This window comes from Luteimonas sp. 3794 (assembly GCF_031456825.1).
Taxonomy (GTDB): domain Bacteria; phylum Pseudomonadota; class Gammaproteobacteria; order Xanthomonadales; family Xanthomonadaceae; genus Luteimonas.
This window is the reverse complement of record NZ_JAVDVJ010000009.1, coordinates 43,310-59,563: the sequence shown is the minus strand read 5'-3', so window position 1 is coordinate 59,563 and position 16,254 is coordinate 43,310. Positions and strand designations below refer to the sequence as shown.

The 16,254-nt window shown below is 65.0% G+C and carries 20 protein-coding genes, 2 tRNA genes and 1 other RNA gene; 15 read left to right on the top strand and 8 right to left on the bottom strand.

All coding sequences use genetic code 11. The features are described 5' to 3' along the window. Nucleotide 1 precedes the first annotated feature (1 nt). The 3 genes from J2X52_RS12700 (at nucleotide 2) to J2X52_RS12690 (ending at nucleotide 2,792) form a co-directional block, all read left to right on the top strand. On the top strand, nucleotides 2-1,252 hold the full coding sequence (locus J2X52_RS12700) for a Y-family DNA polymerase (protein WP_310153880.1): 1,251 nt from the start codon (nucleotides 2-4) through the stop codon (nucleotides 1,250-1,252). Between the two features lie 68 nt (nucleotides 1,253-1,320). Continuing rightward, nucleotides 1,321-2,247: an SOS response-associated peptidase family protein gene (locus tag J2X52_RS12695; RefSeq protein ID WP_310153877.1), complete on the top strand. Its 927-nt coding sequence runs from the start codon at nucleotides 1,321-1,323 to the stop codon at nucleotides 2,245-2,247. After that, nucleotides 2,244-2,792, top strand: coding sequence for a hypothetical protein (locus J2X52_RS12690; RefSeq protein WP_310153874.1), 549 nt, complete (start codon nucleotides 2,244-2,246; stop codon nucleotides 2,790-2,792). Before J2X52_RS12695 ends, J2X52_RS12690 begins: the two co-directional genes overlap by 4 nt. Before the next feature lie 28 nt (nucleotides 2,793-2,820). Here J2X52_RS12690 and J2X52_RS12685 read toward each other — a convergent pair whose 3' ends face one another. Continuing rightward, a complete protein-coding gene (locus tag J2X52_RS12685; protein ID WP_310153871.1) occupies nucleotides 2,821-3,015 on the bottom strand; it encodes a hypothetical protein in 195 nt (64 codons plus the stop codon). A 762-nt stretch (nucleotides 3,016-3,777) separates the two neighbouring features. Next, complete coding sequence (locus J2X52_RS12680; RefSeq protein WP_310153868.1) at nucleotides 3,778-4,377, bottom strand: hypothetical protein; 600 nt, start codon at nucleotides 4,375-4,377, stop codon at nucleotides 3,778-3,780. A gap of 891 nt (nucleotides 4,378-5,268) precedes the next feature. Between J2X52_RS12680 and J2X52_RS12675 the strand changes: the two genes are divergently transcribed. Next, a complete protein-coding gene (locus tag J2X52_RS12675) occupies nucleotides 5,269-6,285 on the top strand; it encodes an inovirus-type Gp2 protein (RefSeq protein ID WP_310153865.1) in 1,017 nt (338 codons plus the stop codon). Here J2X52_RS12675 and J2X52_RS12670 read toward each other — a convergent pair. Together J2X52_RS12670 and J2X52_RS12665 are read right to left on the bottom strand one after the other, a co-directional pair. Next, a complete protein-coding gene (locus J2X52_RS12670; RefSeq protein ID WP_310153861.1) occupies nucleotides 6,203-6,874 on the bottom strand; it encodes a hypothetical protein in 672 nt (223 codons plus the stop codon). The two genes, J2X52_RS12675 and J2X52_RS12670, sit on opposite strands and share 83 nt — an antisense overlap. Before the next feature lie 127 nt (nucleotides 6,875-7,001). Further along, a tRNA-Ser gene (locus J2X52_RS12665) sits at nucleotides 7,002-7,092 on the bottom strand. A gap of 113 nt (nucleotides 7,093-7,205) precedes the next feature. Here J2X52_RS12665 and J2X52_RS12660 point away from each other — a divergent pair. Continuing rightward, entirely contained in the window at nucleotides 7,206-7,616 is a 411-nt protein-coding gene (locus tag J2X52_RS12660) for a DUF6165 family protein (RefSeq protein WP_310154047.1), read from the top strand. 3 nt (nucleotides 7,617-7,619) lie between these two features. On the opposite strand, the gene J2X52_RS12655 is transcribed toward J2X52_RS12660, so the two are convergent. Both J2X52_RS12655 and J2X52_RS12650 read right to left on the bottom strand, forming a co-directional pair. Continuing rightward, entirely contained in the window at nucleotides 7,620-7,994 is a 375-nt protein-coding gene (locus tag J2X52_RS12655; protein WP_310153858.1) for a hypothetical protein, read from the bottom strand. Further along, complete coding sequence (locus tag J2X52_RS12650; RefSeq protein ID WP_310153856.1) at nucleotides 7,994-9,052, bottom strand: glycosyltransferase family 9 protein; 1,059 nt, start codon at nucleotides 9,050-9,052, stop codon at nucleotides 7,994-7,996. Before J2X52_RS12650 ends, J2X52_RS12655 begins: the two co-directional genes overlap by 1 nt. Before the next feature lie 77 nt (nucleotides 9,053-9,129). Between J2X52_RS12650 and J2X52_RS12645 the strand changes: the two genes are divergently transcribed. From J2X52_RS12645 to ffs, 10 genes are all read left to right on the top strand, one after another. Continuing rightward, nucleotides 9,130-9,900 (top strand): 3-deoxy-D-manno-octulosonic acid kinase, encoded by a 771-nt coding sequence (locus J2X52_RS12645; RefSeq protein WP_310153852.1) that lies wholly within the window; start codon nucleotides 9,130-9,132, stop codon nucleotides 9,898-9,900. After that, nucleotides 9,900-10,670, top strand: a complete 771-nt coding sequence (locus tag J2X52_RS12640; protein WP_310153849.1) for an MBL fold metallo-hydrolase — start codon at nucleotides 9,900-9,902, stop codon at nucleotides 10,668-10,670. The genes J2X52_RS12645 and J2X52_RS12640 overlap by 1 nt, the downstream gene beginning before the upstream one ends. Beyond that, entirely contained in the window at nucleotides 10,667-11,689 is a 1,023-nt protein-coding gene (gene moaA / locus J2X52_RS12635) for a GTP 3',8-cyclase MoaA (protein WP_310153844.1), read from the top strand. Before J2X52_RS12640 ends, moaA begins: the two co-directional genes overlap by 4 nt. 2 nt (nucleotides 11,690-11,691) lie before the next feature. Next, nucleotides 11,692-12,072, top strand: coding sequence for a nuclear transport factor 2 family protein (locus tag J2X52_RS12630; RefSeq protein WP_310153841.1), 381 nt, complete (start codon nucleotides 11,692-11,694; stop codon nucleotides 12,070-12,072). A gap of 25 nt (nucleotides 12,073-12,097) precedes the next feature. Further along, nucleotides 12,098-12,613: a cyclic pyranopterin monophosphate synthase MoaC gene (gene moaC, locus J2X52_RS12625; RefSeq protein WP_310153838.1), complete on the top strand. Its 516-nt coding sequence runs from the start codon at nucleotides 12,098-12,100 to the stop codon at nucleotides 12,611-12,613. Beyond that, complete coding sequence (gene moaD, locus J2X52_RS12620; RefSeq protein WP_310153835.1) at nucleotides 12,610-12,852, top strand: molybdopterin converting factor subunit 1; 243 nt, start codon at nucleotides 12,610-12,612, stop codon at nucleotides 12,850-12,852. The genes moaC and moaD overlap by 4 nt, the downstream gene beginning before the upstream one ends. Before the next feature lies 1 nt (nucleotide 12,853). Beyond that, nucleotides 12,854-13,297, top strand: a complete 444-nt coding sequence (locus J2X52_RS12615) for a molybdenum cofactor biosynthesis protein MoaE (RefSeq protein WP_310153832.1) — start codon at nucleotides 12,854-12,856, stop codon at nucleotides 13,295-13,297. Continuing rightward, nucleotides 13,294-14,301 (top strand): gluconolaconase, encoded by a 1,008-nt coding sequence (locus J2X52_RS12610; RefSeq protein WP_310153829.1) that lies wholly within the window; start codon nucleotides 13,294-13,296, stop codon nucleotides 14,299-14,301. The genes J2X52_RS12615 and J2X52_RS12610 overlap by 4 nt, the downstream gene beginning before the upstream one ends. Beyond that, the gene (locus J2X52_RS12605) at nucleotides 14,298-14,861 is read left to right on the top strand and encodes a hypothetical protein (protein ID WP_310153826.1); all 564 of its coding nucleotides are present in this window, start codon (nucleotides 14,298-14,300) and stop codon (nucleotides 14,859-14,861) included. Before J2X52_RS12610 ends, J2X52_RS12605 begins: the two co-directional genes overlap by 4 nt. A 104-nt stretch (nucleotides 14,862-14,965) precedes the next feature. Further along, nucleotides 14,966-15,062: signal recognition particle sRNA small type (gene ffs / locus J2X52_RS12600), an RNA gene on the top strand. Nucleotides 15,063-15,155: 93 nt separating this feature from the next. On the opposite strand, the gene J2X52_RS12595 is transcribed toward ffs, so the two are convergent. Continuing rightward, the gene (locus tag J2X52_RS12595; RefSeq protein WP_310153824.1) at nucleotides 15,156-15,701 is read right to left on the bottom strand and encodes a lipocalin-like domain-containing protein; all 546 of its coding nucleotides are present in this window, start codon (nucleotides 15,699-15,701) and stop codon (nucleotides 15,156-15,158) included. Between the two features lie 448 nt (nucleotides 15,702-16,149). Beyond that, a tRNA-Ser gene (locus J2X52_RS12590) sits at nucleotides 16,150-16,242 on the bottom strand. Between the last annotated feature and the right edge of the window lie 12 nt (nucleotides 16,243-16,254).

The window sequence follows — 16,254 nt, the reverse complement described above, 5'->3', positions numbered from 1 at the left end:
TGTGTTCGCCCTCGTCGACGGCAACAACTTCTATGCGAGCTGCGAGCGTATCTTTCAGCCGCGCTTGCGCGGTGCGCCTCTCGTGGTGCTGTCGAACAACGACGGATGCGCGATTGCGCGAACGGCCGAGGCGAAGGCACTGGGCATCAAGATGGGCCAGCCCGCCCACGAACTGAAGCACCTCGTGAAGCACCATGGACTCCAGATGCGCTCGGCCAATTTCGCGCTGTATGGCGACATCAGCGCGCGCGTCGTGGGCATCCTCCGAGATGAGGCGCCGCGGGTCGAGGTCTACAGCATCGACGAGTCGTTCCTGGACATGACCGGGATCTGCGATCGCGAAGCTTTCGCCCATCGACTGCGCATCAAGGTGCATCGCTGGACTGGCATACCGAATTGCATCGGGATCGGGCCGACCAAAACTCTGGCCAAAGCTGCCAACAAGGCTGCGAAGTCAGGGGCAGGCGTCGTGGATCTCACAGACACCTCAGTCCGCGCAAGCGTATTGGCCACGTTTCCCACAACCGATCTGTGGGGGGTAGGGGGGCGGTGGGGGCTGCGCCTGGCCAACATGGGGATCACCACCGCTGCCCAACTGCGAGACGCTCCCTCCGACACCATCCTCGGGGAGTTCGGGGTGACGCTAGCTCGCACGCAGCGCGAACTGCAGGGCAATGCATGTATCGAGCTGGAGGAAGTTGCGCCCGACAAACAGCAGATCATGGTCAGCCGCTCATTCGCCGACCGCGTTGAGGACCACGAGGCCGTTGCTCAAGCTTTGGCTACCTTCGCGGTGCGGGCTTGCGAGAAGCTACGCCGGGATGGCCTAGTGGCCGGCGCCGTGGGCATCTTCGCGCTGAGCGACAGATTCCGTGCTGAGCTTCCGCAGCACGCGCCTAGCCGAATGATCAACATGCCAGCCGCTACGGACGACTCGCGACTGATCCTTTCTATCGTTCGGCAACTGTTCCGCGGAATGCTGAAGGCAGGCATCGGCTACAAGAAGGCCGGCGTAACCCTGACGGACCTGTCTCGCCCGGAGGACCGCCAAGGCGACCTGTTCACTCCTGCTGTCGCGGGCAATGCGCAACTAATGGCCACCCTGGATGGCATCAACCGTAAGTTCGGCCGTGGCGTTGCTGGTCTAGGCGCTACGGGCTGGAAGGAACGCCCCGAGTGGGGAATGCGGCAGAACCTGCTCTCGCCTAATTACACGACCCGCGTCACTGATCTGCCTCGCCTCCATTGCTGAGATCGAATTGACTGCGACGCCACCCAGGCGGGCTTACGCTGCCGCTGCCGATCGATAGGACCCGACCCATGTGCTATTCCGCCCAGGTGTACGCCGAGTTCAAGGCATTCAAGCGCCACTTCCCCGGCGTGGTGATGGACGTCGACGCTTACGTGAAGACATTTTGGTGGGATCGTGGCCTGAACCCGATGGCGAAGGCGCCGCGCGCGCTGATTCGGGAGCTGATGGAGATCGGGCCGCCGGAGCTGCAGGCCAGCCTGCGCGCGGCGGATGCCGAGGCGATCGCGCAACTTGAGCAGGAGATGTTCGCCCAGCGAAAGCGGGTGGCCGATGCCGAGCGAAAGCTGGAGACCAAGGTCACAAAGAAGGCGCAAGAGGATGTGCGCATCGGCACCAAGAAGGTCGACGCGGCGAAGGCGCGAATGGCTTCGCTGAAGCGCACCGAATTCAAGCCATCCGACGCACGCGTCTTCCCAGGCATCTACTGTCCGGTGATGGTCTCGGAGGGCGGACAGCGTGTGGTGAAGCCGATGCGCTACCAGTGCCGGCCGGCGGGCAAGCCTGCCGACTACGACGTGAAATATCCGGGCACGTACAACGCCAGGCGCGACAACCTTGAAGGGTTCTGGCGCGGCCAATTCGGCGTGCGGCACGGTGTGATGGTGGCGGAGCGCTTCTATGAGAACGTGGAGATCGACGGCCGCAACCGCGTGCTCGAGTTCGTACCGCGTACCGGCGAGCCCATGCTGATCGCCTGCCTGTGGTCGCACTGGATTGACCCGAAAGGCGTTGAGCCGGATCTGCTGTCGTTCGCCGCGATCACCGACGAGCCCGAACCCGAGGTAGCCGCCGCTGGCCACGACCGGACCATCATCAACATCAAGCCCGAGCACCTCGACGCCTGGCTCAATCCAGACCCGAGCAACCTCGCCGCGCTGTACGCGATCTTCGACGACAAGCGACACCCCTACTACGAACATCGCGAGGCGGCATGACTTCGGAAACACCAGATGCCACGGACCCCACAGAAATCGTCGCGATCGCGTGGGGCGGAATCGATGCTTCGATCGGATGCGTGCTGATGGAGCTATGGGTTCGTTCGACGAACGCTGCCGGCGCGCGCATGATCGGCACGCGAGACCCGGTGCTGGTGCACTACGAGGTTCTAAAAGGCCTCTCCAACTTCGAGAGCGAACTGCTCGCCCTGTTCGAGACGAGGGGCGCCAAGAACGACGCGTTGCCCCCGGTAGCGGCGCCGCTTCCAGCTTGGGACGATGGGCCGGAGCTGTCATCGCCGAAGGCCTATCAACATTTTTGCGAAGGCCTCGGCTACGTTGACGTCGACGCCGAACTCGGCGCCTTGCGTCTGTGGTTTGAGACGCGTGCGGTCTCCCTGATCGATCGAAATCGCAAGGAAGACATCTACGGCGCGGAGTACCTGATTGCCCACCGGGCGCTTGCCGACTATCACGACGGCTTGCGGAAAGTGCTCCGTAAGATGGAGTCCGTGGGGATTGGCGTGGCCACCAAACCGCACTGATCCAGCGCGACGACGAGCCCTGCGACACCTAGACCGACGCGCGCACCTGTTTACTGCCCCACGGCGTCTCGATGGTGACCTCGCCGCCGCACGCCGGCGCGAGGCGCTTCGCTAGGCCCTCAGCGGTGAGGATCGCTCCCAATGGACCCGGAAAGGCCTCCCAGTGATGGTCTTCCGCATAGACCTCGTATCGGCCGTTGCCGGATTCCTTAATGACGATCACGTGCGGACTCCCTCTGAGAGAAGCAGCGTGCGCCGGACGAACCTGCGAACCTGCCGCCACCCAACTACCAAGGAGGAAGAGACGGCGGGACGCGCGCACGTGCTGTGGGTACACGATGCTCATGTTGCGAGGTGAACCTGCATGGGCCTTCCCGTCAGCTAGATGTCAGGGAAACCCGGTTCGGCGTATGGCAGTCAACCGACGCGGCAACCGACCTTGACGGACGAGAGGGGCGAAGGATGGCGGTGCGCGCTAACCGTACGAGATCGGAGGCGCTGGAAATCGGTCGCTCGGGTCACTCACCGTAAGCATAAAAACACCAGGCTCCGTGGGATTGGTGGTCTCTACAGAGAGCCCCTTCGCCTGTAAACCGGAGATCACGTTCTGCCAGATCCCAGGGGTAGTGGCGGCCCCCGCGCACAGAGCGCTCAGGCTCGACTCGCCTGCCCGATGCGCTTTGATCAAACCTGTGATGATCTCGGTCTCAAGTCGCTCGGGGCTGTCACCCGGTGAAGCGGTGTATCGCGGTGCCGCGCCGAAATTCAGAGAGGTCTCGTCCATGCCTTGCTCCGTAAAATTTGTGTGACTTGCTTAGCTGTTAGCAGATGGCCTGGTACATCGCCTATCCATACCGCCAAAGTCCGACGGCACTGCAGCTAACAAATTCGGGATGTCGAACGGCCTTTGGACATCGGCGCTGTCAGTCGACTCTGCGCTGATGCACCCGATAAGTAGACGGTCGTCGAAAGGCGGTGCTGCCAATCAGGTGCCGCGCGGCTTCCATCGCATCTGGCTGGACGACTGCGGCGCGGCCTGCTGGGGCTGGGCGGTGGGCTGGTCTGCCTGCGGAATAGCGGGCTGGTCCGGCTGGACTGAGGGTGCGGGCGCCTGGGCCTGCGGAGCCTCGATCGCGCCGCGCCCTCCAAGTGCAGGCGGCGGGGTGGGCATCACGGAAGCCGGATAGACGTAAATCGCCATGCCCGTGCCTGCTTGATTGTAGGTCGCTGCACTAGAGCCTAAGCCCCAGGCGGATCCGCGGTTTCCCCATGCATACCCTGATCCGACGCTGCCGGCGTATTCCTTGCCGATGCCCTGCAGCAGGATCCCGTTGGCGCCCAAGTCGGCAGCCTCCTGCTTCATCCGGTCGATCGTCTTGTTGCTCTTTTGCTGCTGAGTCAGCGCAAACGACGCTTCGCTACTTGCCTGTAGGAGTGCCACGTTCTCGTAGTGCGCGGGCGGCTCGACATAGAGCTGCACCTGCGCCGGATCGATTGGCGCGCGGACCGTTCCGACAACCACGCTGGAAGACGCACACCCGCTCAGCACGGCTGCGACAACGCAGCCAATTAAAAGACGCTTCATTTCTTTCCCCTGCCATCTTGGCGATGAGACCAAGGGCCGGCATCCGCTCCGGTCCCTCCCCAGCGCGATCATAAGTGGCCGGATGAGCTGTGGACGATTGCCCGTCGATTGAAACCGTTTTCAAACGCATATCACCTTCCCGAGGGCAGGTGCTCTCGCAATGCGGCGAAGGCCGCACACGGAGGTTCAGCGTGTTTCAACCGAAAGGCTTCTTCCATTTGGAGCAGCTTGTAGCCAGCCTGGCAATCATCGCCGTCCGATTGATCATCGATCGAGCAACCAAGCAACGCGAATAGTTGCAGCCCCTTGTCCGCTAGACCCGCCGCTCGGGAGAGCGGCGGGTCGAAGCTAGCTCCGCATGCCTCAAAGGCTAGCTCCCCCAGTCATCTAAGCCATTGATTTTTGGATGGGGACAAAGCCCGGAGCCGGTGTAAATTTTTACAGCGGCCGCTGCTCGTGGCCTCGGCCAGAGGCGATCTTTACGGTTCTCCCAAGATTCGTCGCTTGGGAAAAACCCGTGGAAAACACTGAACGTCTCTCTGTTCAGATGCTGTCTATCCGGCAGGTGCTGGCGCGCCTCAGCATCGGTCGGTCAACGTTGTACGAGTTGCTCGACAGCAGATCAGCTCGCTATCAGCCGAGCATGCCTAAGCCGGTTCGAATCGGTCGGTCGACTCGGTTCTACGAGCACGAGATCAATGAATTTCTTCTCAGCCTCTCTGAGGAACGGGAGGGGTCGCGACGCTAACTCGCCAGGCTTCGCGAGCCTGATACCCCACCTTATTCCTGACGTGAAGTCCACGAATGCTGATGAATTCGATCGATTCGATCGGGTCATCGTCGTAGGAATGAACGTTGTTAGTTATCAAGTAACGAAAGAGGCAACTAGACATGAGCGAGAGCATCACCACACTGTCCGACTGGACCATCGCGACTGCGGAAGATGGCACGCGTGTGGTCACCCACGAGCTTAGCTGCACCCACGATCTCAAGCGGATCGTGGACGTTGTCGGCGAGGTGCTCCGTACCAAGGGGCCGCTCTGGAAGATCGTTGTGGAGCGGGGGAGGCCCCACATCCGCGCGACCCCGTTGGGCGCCAGTTTCCTGATCTGCGCGAAGGCCGACTTCCATGAGATCGACCGTCGCTTCAGTGAGCGGCGGTGCAATCCGCTGTACACCGTCTTCAAGCGGTACGCCAAGCACCTCTGGTACGGAGGGGATCGGCTGCACCTGGATCAGGTTGAGCAGTTCAATCGGGCAGTCGCCCAGATCCGTCGCTTGGGCAAGGGTCCTGCTGTCCAGCGCCGCTTGAGCAACCTTCGGCGTTGCGAGCGTGCGAATGCACGTAGCGCTAGCGGTCTTCTGGAGGCGCTCCGGACTAAGCACTCGAAGGTCTTGGCCATCCGGCTGGACCTTGAGTACTACTCCCTCTACGGTCCGCGTGAGGGAATGCACCCTCAAGCGATCACCTTCAAGGACGCGCAAGTCCATCGAGACGCCTTCCTGAAGTACCTCCGTACCGGTCCTTTCTCTCAGCACCTGATCGGCTACATCTGGAAGATGGAATTTGGATGCGAGAAGGGCTTCCACTTCCATTTCGCCATCTTCTTCGATGGACAGAAGGTCCGCCAGGACATTGTTATCGCCGATGCACTGGGCGCTCAGTGGAAGGAGGTGACGACCCGGGGGAAGGGGTTCTTCTTCAACTGCAACAAGCGCAAGGAAGCCTACGTTCGCTGCGGCGTTGGAACTTTGTCGCGCAGCGACGACCAGATGTGGGACTACTTGACTCGCGCTGTTCGCTACCTGACGAAGATCGACAACTTCATTCGCTTCCAGGCTCCCGGGAAGGCCCGGACGTTTGGATTGACACGGTTCGCCAAAGATCGTCACGGCGAGGACGTTTGACCGGGTGTCGGGGGCCGTTGAGGCCCCCGACGATCCCAGCGAGATGATCAAGAATAGGTGCGACCTCAGGGTTCGCGCGAAGTGTCTTGTAGCTTCCGTCGCTCAACTCGTTGAAGACGAAGTAGCCTGTCTTGCGGCCTGCAAGGCGCATGGCCTCGCGGAGCTCGGTTTCAGAAGCAAACGGCGTACTGGCATGCCGCTCAAGCACTGCATCCAAGATCTCTCGAGTCGCCTTGACCTTCCTTGCAGCCTGCTTTGTGGCGCCAGCCTTCCCGCTGACACTCATGTGATCGCTCAGCGGCTTCGTTTCTGCCAAGAACACACCTTCAGCCTTGCCCTGCTCAAAGGATGCGATCTCTACAGCCCTTACGAGGAGGGACCAAGCCAGATCATGGTTACCGCTTTCCCTCTCTGCTTCGGCTTGATCCAGATAGGAGGCGAACCTGTCATAGGTCTGCGCCGGCGCGGATGCACGGAAGTGCGCCGCACGTTTGTCGCCCTCGCGACACAGCCGGTAGCGCGTCCCGCGCAAGAGAGTGTCGAAGTCCGCCGGCTCTTCCATTACTTCCACTGTGAATTCTTGCTGCATACCGCCCTCCTTGGTGGCTGGAAAGTTTCGAGTGCGCAAGCAGGAGAGTCAACGGTGGGATGGAAGTAGGGAACGAAAAAAGCCACCCCGAAGGATGGCTTTAATTTCAATCACTTAACGCTAAATCTGGCGGAGAGGGGGGGATTCGAACCCCCGAGGCGCTATAAACGCCTGCCTGATTTCGAGTCAGGTACATTCAACCGCTCTGCCACCTCTCCAGATGGTCTCCGATCGCCTCGCGGCTGCCGGGGGCGCAATGATACGGGCGCTCTGCGTGGGCGACAAGCGCGGCGTTACACTGGCAAGCCCGTTCACCTCCACGGCGCTGTCCATGTCCGAAATCTCCGTCCCCGTGTCCTTCGGCGAACTTCTCGACAAGCTCTCGATCCTGCAGATCAAGTCCGAGCGGATGGACGATCCTGCCAAGCTTGCCAACGTGCGGACCGAGCTGAGCGCGCTCGAGCAGACGTGGATGGCCCATCCGGCCGCGGGCCACGACATCGTGCGGCTGCGCGCCGAGCTCAAGGCGGTCAACGAGCGCCTGTGGGACATCGAGGACGCGGTGCGGGTCAAGGAGCGCGCTGGAGAGTTCGGCGAGGATTTCGTGCAGCTGGCGCGCAGCGTCTATTTCGAGAACGACGAGCGCGCGCGGATCAAGAAGGCGATCAATCTGGCGCTCGGCTCGGCCTATGTCGAAGAGAAGTCCTACGCCGACTACCGGGGCGGCAAGACCCCGACTTGAGGCTCAGTCGGCAGCCGTCACTTCCGCGCGCCGCACCTTCTGTTCGATGTACTCGTCCATGCGGCTGAGCAGCCGCCACCACTCGCTGCCGTCGTCGCGATAGGTGCGCACCGCGCCGGCGCGCACGAGGATGCGCCGCAGTTCGTCGTCCTCGAAGCCGCCGAGGTGCTTGCGCAGCACGTCGAAGGAGCGGTCGGTGTAGCCGCGGTGCGACAGGAAATGCCGGGCGGTGTCCTCGGCGGCGAACTCGGTCTTGTGTTCGGTGCGCAGACGCTCGAGCTGCTGCGCGTGCAGTTGCCGGTTGAGCAGGAAGCTGACCCCGCCGCCGACGATCGCGCCGACGAGGGTGGCGAGCAGGCCGGCGACGATCGGGTCCATCAGGCGCGCTCCAGGTCGGCGCGACGGCGTTCGAAGGCTTCGATCGCATCCTCCACCGTGACCAGCGCCATCACGTCATCGAACTCGATCTTCGTGCCCCACTTGAGATCCGCGGCCGGCTTGCCGAGGAACTTGCGCGCGGCATCGTCATAACGGTCCACGCAGAAGCGGCGGTCGGAATAGGGGCCACTGCGTTCCGGGTTGCTGGCCGCGTGCAGGCCCAGCACCTTGGTGCCCATCGCGTTGGCGATATGCATCGGCCCGGAATCCGGTGTGACCAGCAGTTGCGCGCGCGACAACAGGGCCGGCAGTTGCTTGAGCGTGTCCTTGCCGACGAGATCGAGTGCGTCGTGGCGCATCGCCGCGAGGATCGCGTCGGTCGTCTCACGCTCCAGATCGCTGCGACCGCCGCACAGCACGATGCGCCAGCCGGCATTGGCGGCGTGATCGGCAAGCGCCGCGTAGCGGTCGGGATACCAGTTTCGGCGCACGTGGCTGGAGCACGGTGAAATCATCAGCACCGGACGGCCGTCGTTCGGCCACTGCGCGCGCGCCCATTCGAAGGCCTCGGCCGGCACCGGCATGTCTTCCCATTCGACGCGGTCCTGCCGCAAACCGAGCGGTTCGCAGAAGCTGCCGAGCGCGTCGAGCACATGGATGCCGGGACGGTCGGGAATGCGCGTATTGACGAAGAGCCCGTGCAGATCCTTCGAGCGCGCCGCATCAAAGCCCACGCGCTTGCGCGCGGGAATGAACGCCGACAGCAGGTTCGCGCGCGCGGCCACCTGCATCTGCAGCAGCACGTCGAACCGGCCGGCTGCGCCGAGGCGCGCCTTGAGTTCACGGCGCAACGCGCGCATGCCGGCGATGCCGGTCTTCTTGTCGTAAACCACGAAGTCCACGCCCGGCAGGCCTTCGAGCAGACGGTGCTCGCCCTTGCCGATCACCCAGGTCAGCGCGACATCCGGCCAGGCCGCGCGCAGGGTGCGGATCAGCGGCAGCACATGGGTGACATCGCCGAGCGCGGACAGGCGCAGCAGACAGATCGAACGTGGCACGCACGCAGGGCTGGAAACCCGTGTCGAGGTGTCGGAACCGGGCAGGGCGGGCGTCAAGGCTTGATAGACTCGCTTCGATGAGCAGATTCGATCCCGCCGAGAGCCTGACGCCGATACCGGCGGGCGATCGCGCGAGCGGACAGGGGGGCATGTACGGGGCCATTCTGTTCGACGGCACGCAGCTGCGGCAAGCCGATCCGCGCTGGTTCGATCCCGCAGCCTGGGGCGAACGCGCCCAGCGCGTCGACGGCAGCGGCCGCGGCGGCGCGTGGTTCATCGATGCGTCGCACGGGCCCTGCGTGCTGCGGCAATACCTGCGCGGCGGCATGGTCGGGCGCTTCAATCGCGATCAGCATCTGTGGCGCGGTACGCAGCATGTGCGCAGCTTCGTGGAATTCCGCCTGCTGCGTGAGCTGCTTCGGCGCGATCTGCCGGTGCCGCAGCCGATCGCCGCGAGCTATCTACGCCGCGGGCTCGGCTACCGCGCCTGGATCCTGATGGAGCGGCTGCCGGACGTGCGCTCGCTGGCCGATCACATGGTCGACGCGCCTGTGGATGCGCCGCTGGAGCAGACCGGGCGCCTGATCGCGCGCTTCCACCGCGCCGGTCTCGACCATGCCGATCTCAACGCCCACAACATCCTGTTCGATGGTGTCGGCAAGGGCTGGCTGATCGATTTGGACCGCGGGCGCCTGCGCATTCCTGAAACCCGCTGGCGCGAGCAGAATCTCGCGCGGCTCAAGCGTTCGCTGCTGAAGTTGCGCGGCGCGCGACCGGAGGCGGACGTCGAGCAGGACTTCGCGCGACTGCGGCGGTCCTACGACGCGTTGTGGAGCCGGGGCACTTGATGACGGCCAGTGTCGACTGGGCGCTGCGCTTCCAGGGCGTGGGCAATGCCTCGGCGGTGTCGCTCGGCTCGCCGATGGCCACGATCGAGCGCGAGGGCGCCCCGTGGCTGACGATCGACTGCGGCGCTGAAGGCCTGACCGCGTATCTGGACCATTACGGCGAAGCGCCGCGGGCGCTGTTCGTCACCCACGTGCATCTGGATCACGTCGCCGGATTCGAGCGCCTGTTCGTCGACCGCTACTTCGACCCCGCGCGGCGCGGCCGCCTGCCGATCTACGTGCCGGCGCCGGTGGTGCCGCTGTTGCACAAACGGGTGGGCGACTATCCAAACGTGCTGGCCGAAGGCGGCGCGAACTTCTGGGATGCGTTCCAGTTGATTCCGGTCGGCGATGCGTTCTGGCACGAGGGCGTGCGACTGCAAGTGTTTCCGGTGCGTCATCACTGGCCGGAAACCGCCTACGGCCTGCGCCTTCCGGGCAGTCTGGTGTGGAGCGGTGATACACGGCCGATTCCCGAGATGCTGGCGCGCTTCGCCGATCAGGACGAACTCGTCGCCCACGACTGCGGTCTGCACGGCAATCCCTCACACAGCGGCATTGCCGACCTGGAGCGGGAGTATCCGCGAGACCTGCTCGCGCGCTGCGTGCTCTATCACTACACCTCTGAAGCCGACGGCGCCGCGCTGGAAGCGCGCGGCCAGCGCATCGCGCGGCCAGGCGCACGTTTCGCATTGCGTCCACCCGCGATGGGCCAGGCTTTCGCCCCATGAGCGCCCTGCCACATCCGCCCCAGGCGCCGCTCGACCGGCTGGGACGCCCGCTGCATGACCTGCGTCTGTCGGTCATTGAGGCCTGCAATTTCCGCTGCGGCTATTGCATGCCGGCTGATCGTGTGCCAGACGACTACGGCTTCGACCAGGCCGGGCGCCTGTCCTTCGACGAGATCGAGACCTTGGTGCGCGGCTTCGCGCGACTGGGCATGCACAAGCTGCGTCTGACCGGCGGCGAACCGCTGCTGCGCAAGGGCCTGCCGGCGCTGGTCGAACGCCTGGCGAAGGTGCCGGGCATCGAAGACTTGGCGATGACCACGAATGCGTCGCTTCTGGCGCGCCACGCGCAGGCCCTGCGCGACGCAGGTCTGCAGCGGCTGACGATCAGTCTCGACGCACTCGATCCGGAACTGTTCCGCACCCTGTCGGGTGGACGCGGCGAAATCGAAGACGTCCTCGCCGGCATCGCCGCAGCCGAGCGCGCGGGATTCTCGGCGATCAAGTTCAATTGCGTCGTCCAGCGCGGCGTCAACGACCACGAGGTCGAACGCATGGCCGCGCATTTCCGCGGCAGCGGCCACGTGCTGCGTTTCATCGAATACATGGATGTCGGCACCTGCAACGGCTGGGATCGCGCGCGCGTCGTGCCCTCGCGTGAACTGCATGCGCGTATCGACGCCCGCTGGCCGTTGCGCGCGCTGGATGCGAACTACCGCGGCGAAGTCGCCGAGCGCCACGCCTTCATCGATGGCGCTGGCGAGATCGGCTTCATCAGCTCGGTCACCGCGCCGTTCTGCGGCGACTGCCAGCGCGCCCGCGTGTCCGCCGACGGCAGCCTCTACACCTGCCTGTTCTCCGGCAGCGGCCAGCCGATGCGCAGCTGGCTCGGCGATGGCGAGGCTGCGTTCTCGGCGCGGCTGGCCGACCTGTGGTCGCGTCGCGCCGATCGTTACAGCGAACTGCGCGGCAGCGTGCGCGCACCGCGCAAGCACGTCGAGATGTTTCTGGTCGGCGGCTGAGTGTGGATGCGGACGCTCTGCAGACGCATCTCGAAGCGCTGGAGCGTGCACTGCTCGATCCGGTGGTCCGCGCCGACCGTGTGCGTCTCGACAGTCTGATCGCCGAGGACTTCCTGGAGATCGGCGCGTCGGGCGCGGTCTTCGGCAAGCCTGAAGTCCTGGCGCAATTGCCGGACGAATCCGGTGTCGCCTACGAGGCGCTGCCGATGCGCGTGCAACGCATCAGCGCCGATGTCGCGCGCGTCCTGTACACCGTGCGTCGCGACGCCGATGGCGACGTGCGCCGCTCGCTAGGCAGTTCCTGGCGGCGCCTGGATGCCGACGGCTGCTGGCGCATGGTCTTCCATCAAGGGACGCCAGACACCGGGGCCGGTACCATCTGAGGTTCCGCAGTTACGACGCAGGCGCATGGCCCGCACGAAACCAAAGGCGCCCGCAGCGCTGACCCATATCGACGCCGCCGGCCGACCGACCATGGTCGATGTGTCCGCGAAACCGACGACCGCGCGCGTCGCCAGCGCCGAATGCCGCGTGCGCTTTCCCGCGGATGTCGCCGCGCAGTTGCACGCCAATGGTTTGAAGAGCGCCAAGGGCGGCATCGTCGATACCGCGATCATCGCCGGCACCATGGCCGTCAAGCGCACGCACGAACTGATTCCGTTCTGCCATCCGCTGCCGATCGACGGCATCGCCGTCGCGATCGACTGGCAGGGTGAACGCGAGCTGCGCATCGAATGCACGGTGAAGACCACGCACCGCACCGGCGTGGAGATGGAAGCACTGACCGGCGCGACCATCGCGGCGCTGACCGTCTACGACATGTGCAAGGCGCTGTCGCACGCGATCGTGCTGGGCCCGGCGAAGCTCGTCGGCAAGCGCGGCGGCAAGCGCGATGTCGGCTCGATCGCGGACGGTGCGCGATGAGCGCGGTGCGCGTGCTGTATTTCGCCAGCCTGCGCGATGCCGCCGGGCAGGGCGAGGAAACCTGGACCACCGATGCGGCCGATCTGCGAGCGCTGTACGCGGAGTTGAGTGCGCGTCATGGTTTTGCGTTGCCGGTCGATCGCCTGCGCGTCGCTGTCGATGGCACATTCGCGCACTGGGACGATGCGCTGCAGGCCGGCAGCGAGATCGCCTTCATTCCACCGGTCAGCGGAGGCTGAAATGCACGACCGAGACTTCTGGCTGGCCGATGCGCCGGTCGATCTGGCGCCGCTGCGCCGCCGCGTGCAGCACGACCGTGCAGGCGCGTTCGCGAGTTTCGAAGGCTGGGTGCGCGACCACAATGACGGGCGCCCGGTGCGCGGCCTGCGTTACGAATCCTATGTTGCATTGGCCGAGGCCGAGGGCGCGAAGGTCGTCGCCGAGGCGCGCGAACGGTTCGACCTGTGCGCGGCCCTGTGCGTGCATCGCATCGGCGATCTGGCGATCGGCGAGATGGCGGTGTGGGTCGGCGTGACCGCCGCGCATCGCGGCGCGGCGTTCGACGCCTGCCGATACATCATCGACGAGATCAAGGATCGCGTACCGATCTGGAAGCACGAGCGCTATGTCGACGGCGATGCCGGCTGGCTGCACCCGGAGTCGCCACGCGGAGGTGATGCATGAGGCGGCTGGTGCTGGCAGCGTTGTTGCTGGTGATCACGTTTGGCGTGCACGCAGCGCCACGGCTGCTGGTCGGCAACAAGGCGGCCGACACGGTCTGGGCGCTCGACCGTGCGACCGGCGCGCGTCTTGCGGAATACGCGACCGGTCCGGCGCCGCACGAAATCGCCGTTTCGCATGATGGTCGCACGGCCGTGGTCACCACCTACGGCCACCAGGATGCGCATCACGCGCTGACCGTGATCGACCTCGTCGATGGCGACACGCGCGCCATCGATCTGGGCATACATGGGCGCCCGCACGGCTTGGCGTTGCTCGCCAATGGCGACGCACTGGTCACCACCGAGGCCAGCGGTTCCCTGCTGCGCGTCGATATCGCGCGCGGCGCGGTGACGGGCGTCGCAGAGGTTGGCGACGGCATCGGCCACATGGTTGCGGTGTCAAAGGACGGCGCGTTCGCGTACGTCAGCAAGATTCGCGCCGGCACCGTGGTGCGCGTGGACCTGGCGACGATGCACGCAACCGAGGAGCGGCCGGCGGGCGCTGGCGCGGAAGGCATTGCGGTCGCGCCTGATGGCGGCGTCTGGGTGACCAATCGCGCCGACGACACCGTGACCGTGCATGACCCCGATTCGCTCGACACCATCGCGACGCTGCCGAGTGCGGGTTTCCCGATCCGTGTCGTGTTCACGCCCGATGGTCGCCATGCACTGGTCACCAACGCGACTGCCGCGACGCTCTCGGTGTTCGATGCCGCATCGCGCCGGGCGGTGGCATCGGTCGCACTGGCGCCGAAAGATGCCGCGTTGCAGACAACACTGCTCGGCAATGGGCCGCTGCCGATCGGCGCAGTCGTTGATCCGGACGCACCGCGCGCCTATGTCGCGATCAGCGGCGCGGATCGGATTGCAGTGATCGATACGCGCCACTGGAACGTTCTCGAATACTGGAAGACCGGGCGCGAGCCCGATGCGCTGGCCCTGGTGCCGGGCGAGGCGGTGCCTTGATCCGCCGCGTCGGGTGGCTCGTCTGCATGGCGGGTCTGGTCGGCTGCGCCTCGGCGCCGCCGATCGCACCGCTCCAGCCGCCCGAACCGTCACCGCAAGGCGCGGTCGGCGCATCGCTGATCGAGCCGGCCGCGGAGACGCGGCGCATGGCGATGCAGCGCAACCGCCGTTTCATCCATCCCAATCTCGACACGCCGGCCGTAATGCCGATCTATCCGGCGGACCAGCTGGCGCTGCGTCTCGCGCCGGTCGTGGTGTGCATTGATGCCGCCATCGACGCGACGGGCACGGTGGCTGCGGCCGCGGCCCGGACGGATGCGACGTGCGAAGCGCCTGCGGGGATCGAAGTCGCGGGGTTCATCGACGCAGCGCTCGCCGCCGTACGCCAATGGACCTATGCGCCCGCACTGCTGTGCGTGGCGCCCGAAAGCTTCGATAGCACTGACGCCTGCCAGGCCGACAACGTCATCGAGACGCCGACCGCCGTGCGCCTGTCCTACGCGTTCCGATTCAGCCAGCAGGCCGGCACGCCCGAGGTCGAGCGCATCGGCGCGCCGTGATGTGGTGCGGCGGATAGGCGAGTCGCCGCGGGCCTGCTAGACTCCGCGTCCCGTCGTCATGGCGGGGGCGGGCGCAAAGCCCGGTGTGTGTCTCTATGGTGGCCCCGTCGGCCCCTCGCGACGCTAGATCGAAAATCCCGCCAGGGCCGGAAGGCAGCAACGGTATCGGTCGATGCGGGCGCCGAGGTCAGTCGGCGGGGTCATCACCTTTTCCGGTATCTGCAACTGTTTGTCGTGTGTCGCAGCGCGTGCGCTGCGGCGGATCGACGTTGCGCCAGTCCGTCGCGTCGGGGCTCAACGCGTCTCGCGTGCGCGCTCGAAGGTGATGATGCTGCGCGTCTCGCCCTTGTCGGCCCAGTTCGGCATGACCCGCCACGGCGTCAACACCTGCAGGCGATCTCCTTCGAGCTTGAACTGGCGGCGCTGCTCGGTGCCGACCCACGCCGGGTTCCAGGCCACGTCGACCGCGGTGATCCAGGTATCGCCCTCGATCCGGTAACGGCCGGTATAGGCGATCACGGTTTCCAGCAGGCGCGCCTTTTCCTGCGCACTCTCACCCGGCTCGCGACCTTCGCCGGTCAGCACGAACCACACGCGGCCTTCGGGGGCGAACATCACGTAGCCGGTGGGATGGTCGCCCATCGGTGGGAAGGTCTCGCCGTCTGCCTTCACCTCGACCTCGTACGACACCAGCCGCCAGCTGCCTTCGACAGGCGCGGCTGCCGCAGTTGCGGCGGTGGTGGGCGTGTCCTGCGGCGTGGAAGTTGGGGCCATGGCGAATGTGGACAGCGGCAATGCGATGGACATGAGGAGCGGTGCGGCAAGGCGGCGGGTCAGCATGGCGGATCTCCGGGTGGGATGCGATGCGGGCGGGCGCCGGATGAGGATTGGGGGCGCGGACCCTTGAGTCGTGCAGCGATACGCTTTGATGCGTGAACGTGTTGTTGTAGGGGAGGCATCACTGCTCAAGGAATAGCTATACGTGTCTCCGAACAAGCGTGTGAGTACCAAGTCGTCATCCCAGCGGCCTCCAACAGACGAATGTCTGGTCACGCTGGGATCCATTTTGATCTCCGCTAAGGTCCGGGATGGGGCGAACGGTCTGAGCAACGAGCGGATTGTTCGGCCTATCCATGGGCCTCACCCCTACGGCGCGCTGCGCCTGCGGGGCCAGCCGTTCGGCTGTCCGGATTCGCTCCGGGCGAATCCGTCGAACCCGCGGGGGTTCTCTCAACCCCTCTCTCCGCCAGAAACGCAAAACGCCCCACGAGGGGGCGTTTTGCGTTTCTGGCGGAGAGAGGGGGATTCGAACCCCCGAAGCGCGGTTTAGACGCTTACACACTTTCCAGGCGTGCTCCTTCAACCGCTCGGACACCTCTCCAGAACTGGCCCT

What these genes read in the sequence shown, in the direction of transcription:
- J2X52_RS12695 (WP_310153877.1), top strand. Translation starts at nt 1,321, where the DNA reads ATGTGCTATTCCGCCCAGGTGTACGCCGAGTTCAAGGCATTCAAGCGC.
- J2X52_RS12690 (WP_310153874.1), top strand. Translation starts at nt 2,244, where the DNA reads ATGACTTCGGAAACACCAGATGCCACGGACCCCACAGAAATCGTCGCG.
- J2X52_RS12680 (WP_310153868.1), bottom strand. Translation starts at nt 4,377, where the DNA reads ATGAAGCGTCTTTTAATTGGCTGCGTTGTCGCAGCCGTGCTGAGCGGG.
- J2X52_RS12675 (WP_310153865.1), top strand. Translation starts at nt 5,269, where the DNA reads ATGAGCGAGAGCATCACCACACTGTCCGACTGGACCATCGCGACTGCG.
- J2X52_RS12670 (WP_310153861.1), bottom strand. Translation starts at nt 6,874, where the DNA reads ATGCAGCAAGAATTCACAGTGGAAGTAATGGAAGAGCCGGCGGACTTC.
- J2X52_RS12660 (WP_310154047.1), top strand. Translation starts at nt 7,206, where the DNA reads ATGTCCGAAATCTCCGTCCCCGTGTCCTTCGGCGAACTTCTCGACAAG.
- J2X52_RS12655 (WP_310153858.1), bottom strand. Translation starts at nt 7,994, where the DNA reads ATGGACCCGATCGTCGCCGGCCTGCTCGCCACCCTCGTCGGCGCGATC.
- J2X52_RS12645 (WP_310153852.1), top strand. Translation starts at nt 9,130, where the DNA reads ATGAGCAGATTCGATCCCGCCGAGAGCCTGACGCCGATACCGGCGGGC.
- J2X52_RS12640 (WP_310153849.1), top strand. Translation starts at nt 9,900, where the DNA reads ATGACGGCCAGTGTCGACTGGGCGCTGCGCTTCCAGGGCGTGGGCAAT.
- moaA (WP_310153844.1), top strand. Translation starts at nt 10,667, where the DNA reads ATGAGCGCCCTGCCACATCCGCCCCAGGCGCCGCTCGACCGGCTGGGA.
- moaC (WP_310153838.1), top strand. Translation starts at nt 12,098, where the DNA reads ATGGCCCGCACGAAACCAAAGGCGCCCGCAGCGCTGACCCATATCGAC.
- moaD (WP_310153835.1), top strand. Translation starts at nt 12,610, where the DNA reads ATGAGCGCGGTGCGCGTGCTGTATTTCGCCAGCCTGCGCGATGCCGCC.
- J2X52_RS12615 (WP_310153832.1), top strand. Translation starts at nt 12,854, where the DNA reads ATGCACGACCGAGACTTCTGGCTGGCCGATGCGCCGGTCGATCTGGCG.
- J2X52_RS12610 (WP_310153829.1), top strand. Translation starts at nt 13,294, where the DNA reads ATGAGGCGGCTGGTGCTGGCAGCGTTGTTGCTGGTGATCACGTTTGGC.
- J2X52_RS12595 (WP_310153824.1), bottom strand. Translation starts at nt 15,701, where the DNA reads ATGCTGACCCGCCGCCTTGCCGCACCGCTCCTCATGTCCATCGCATTG.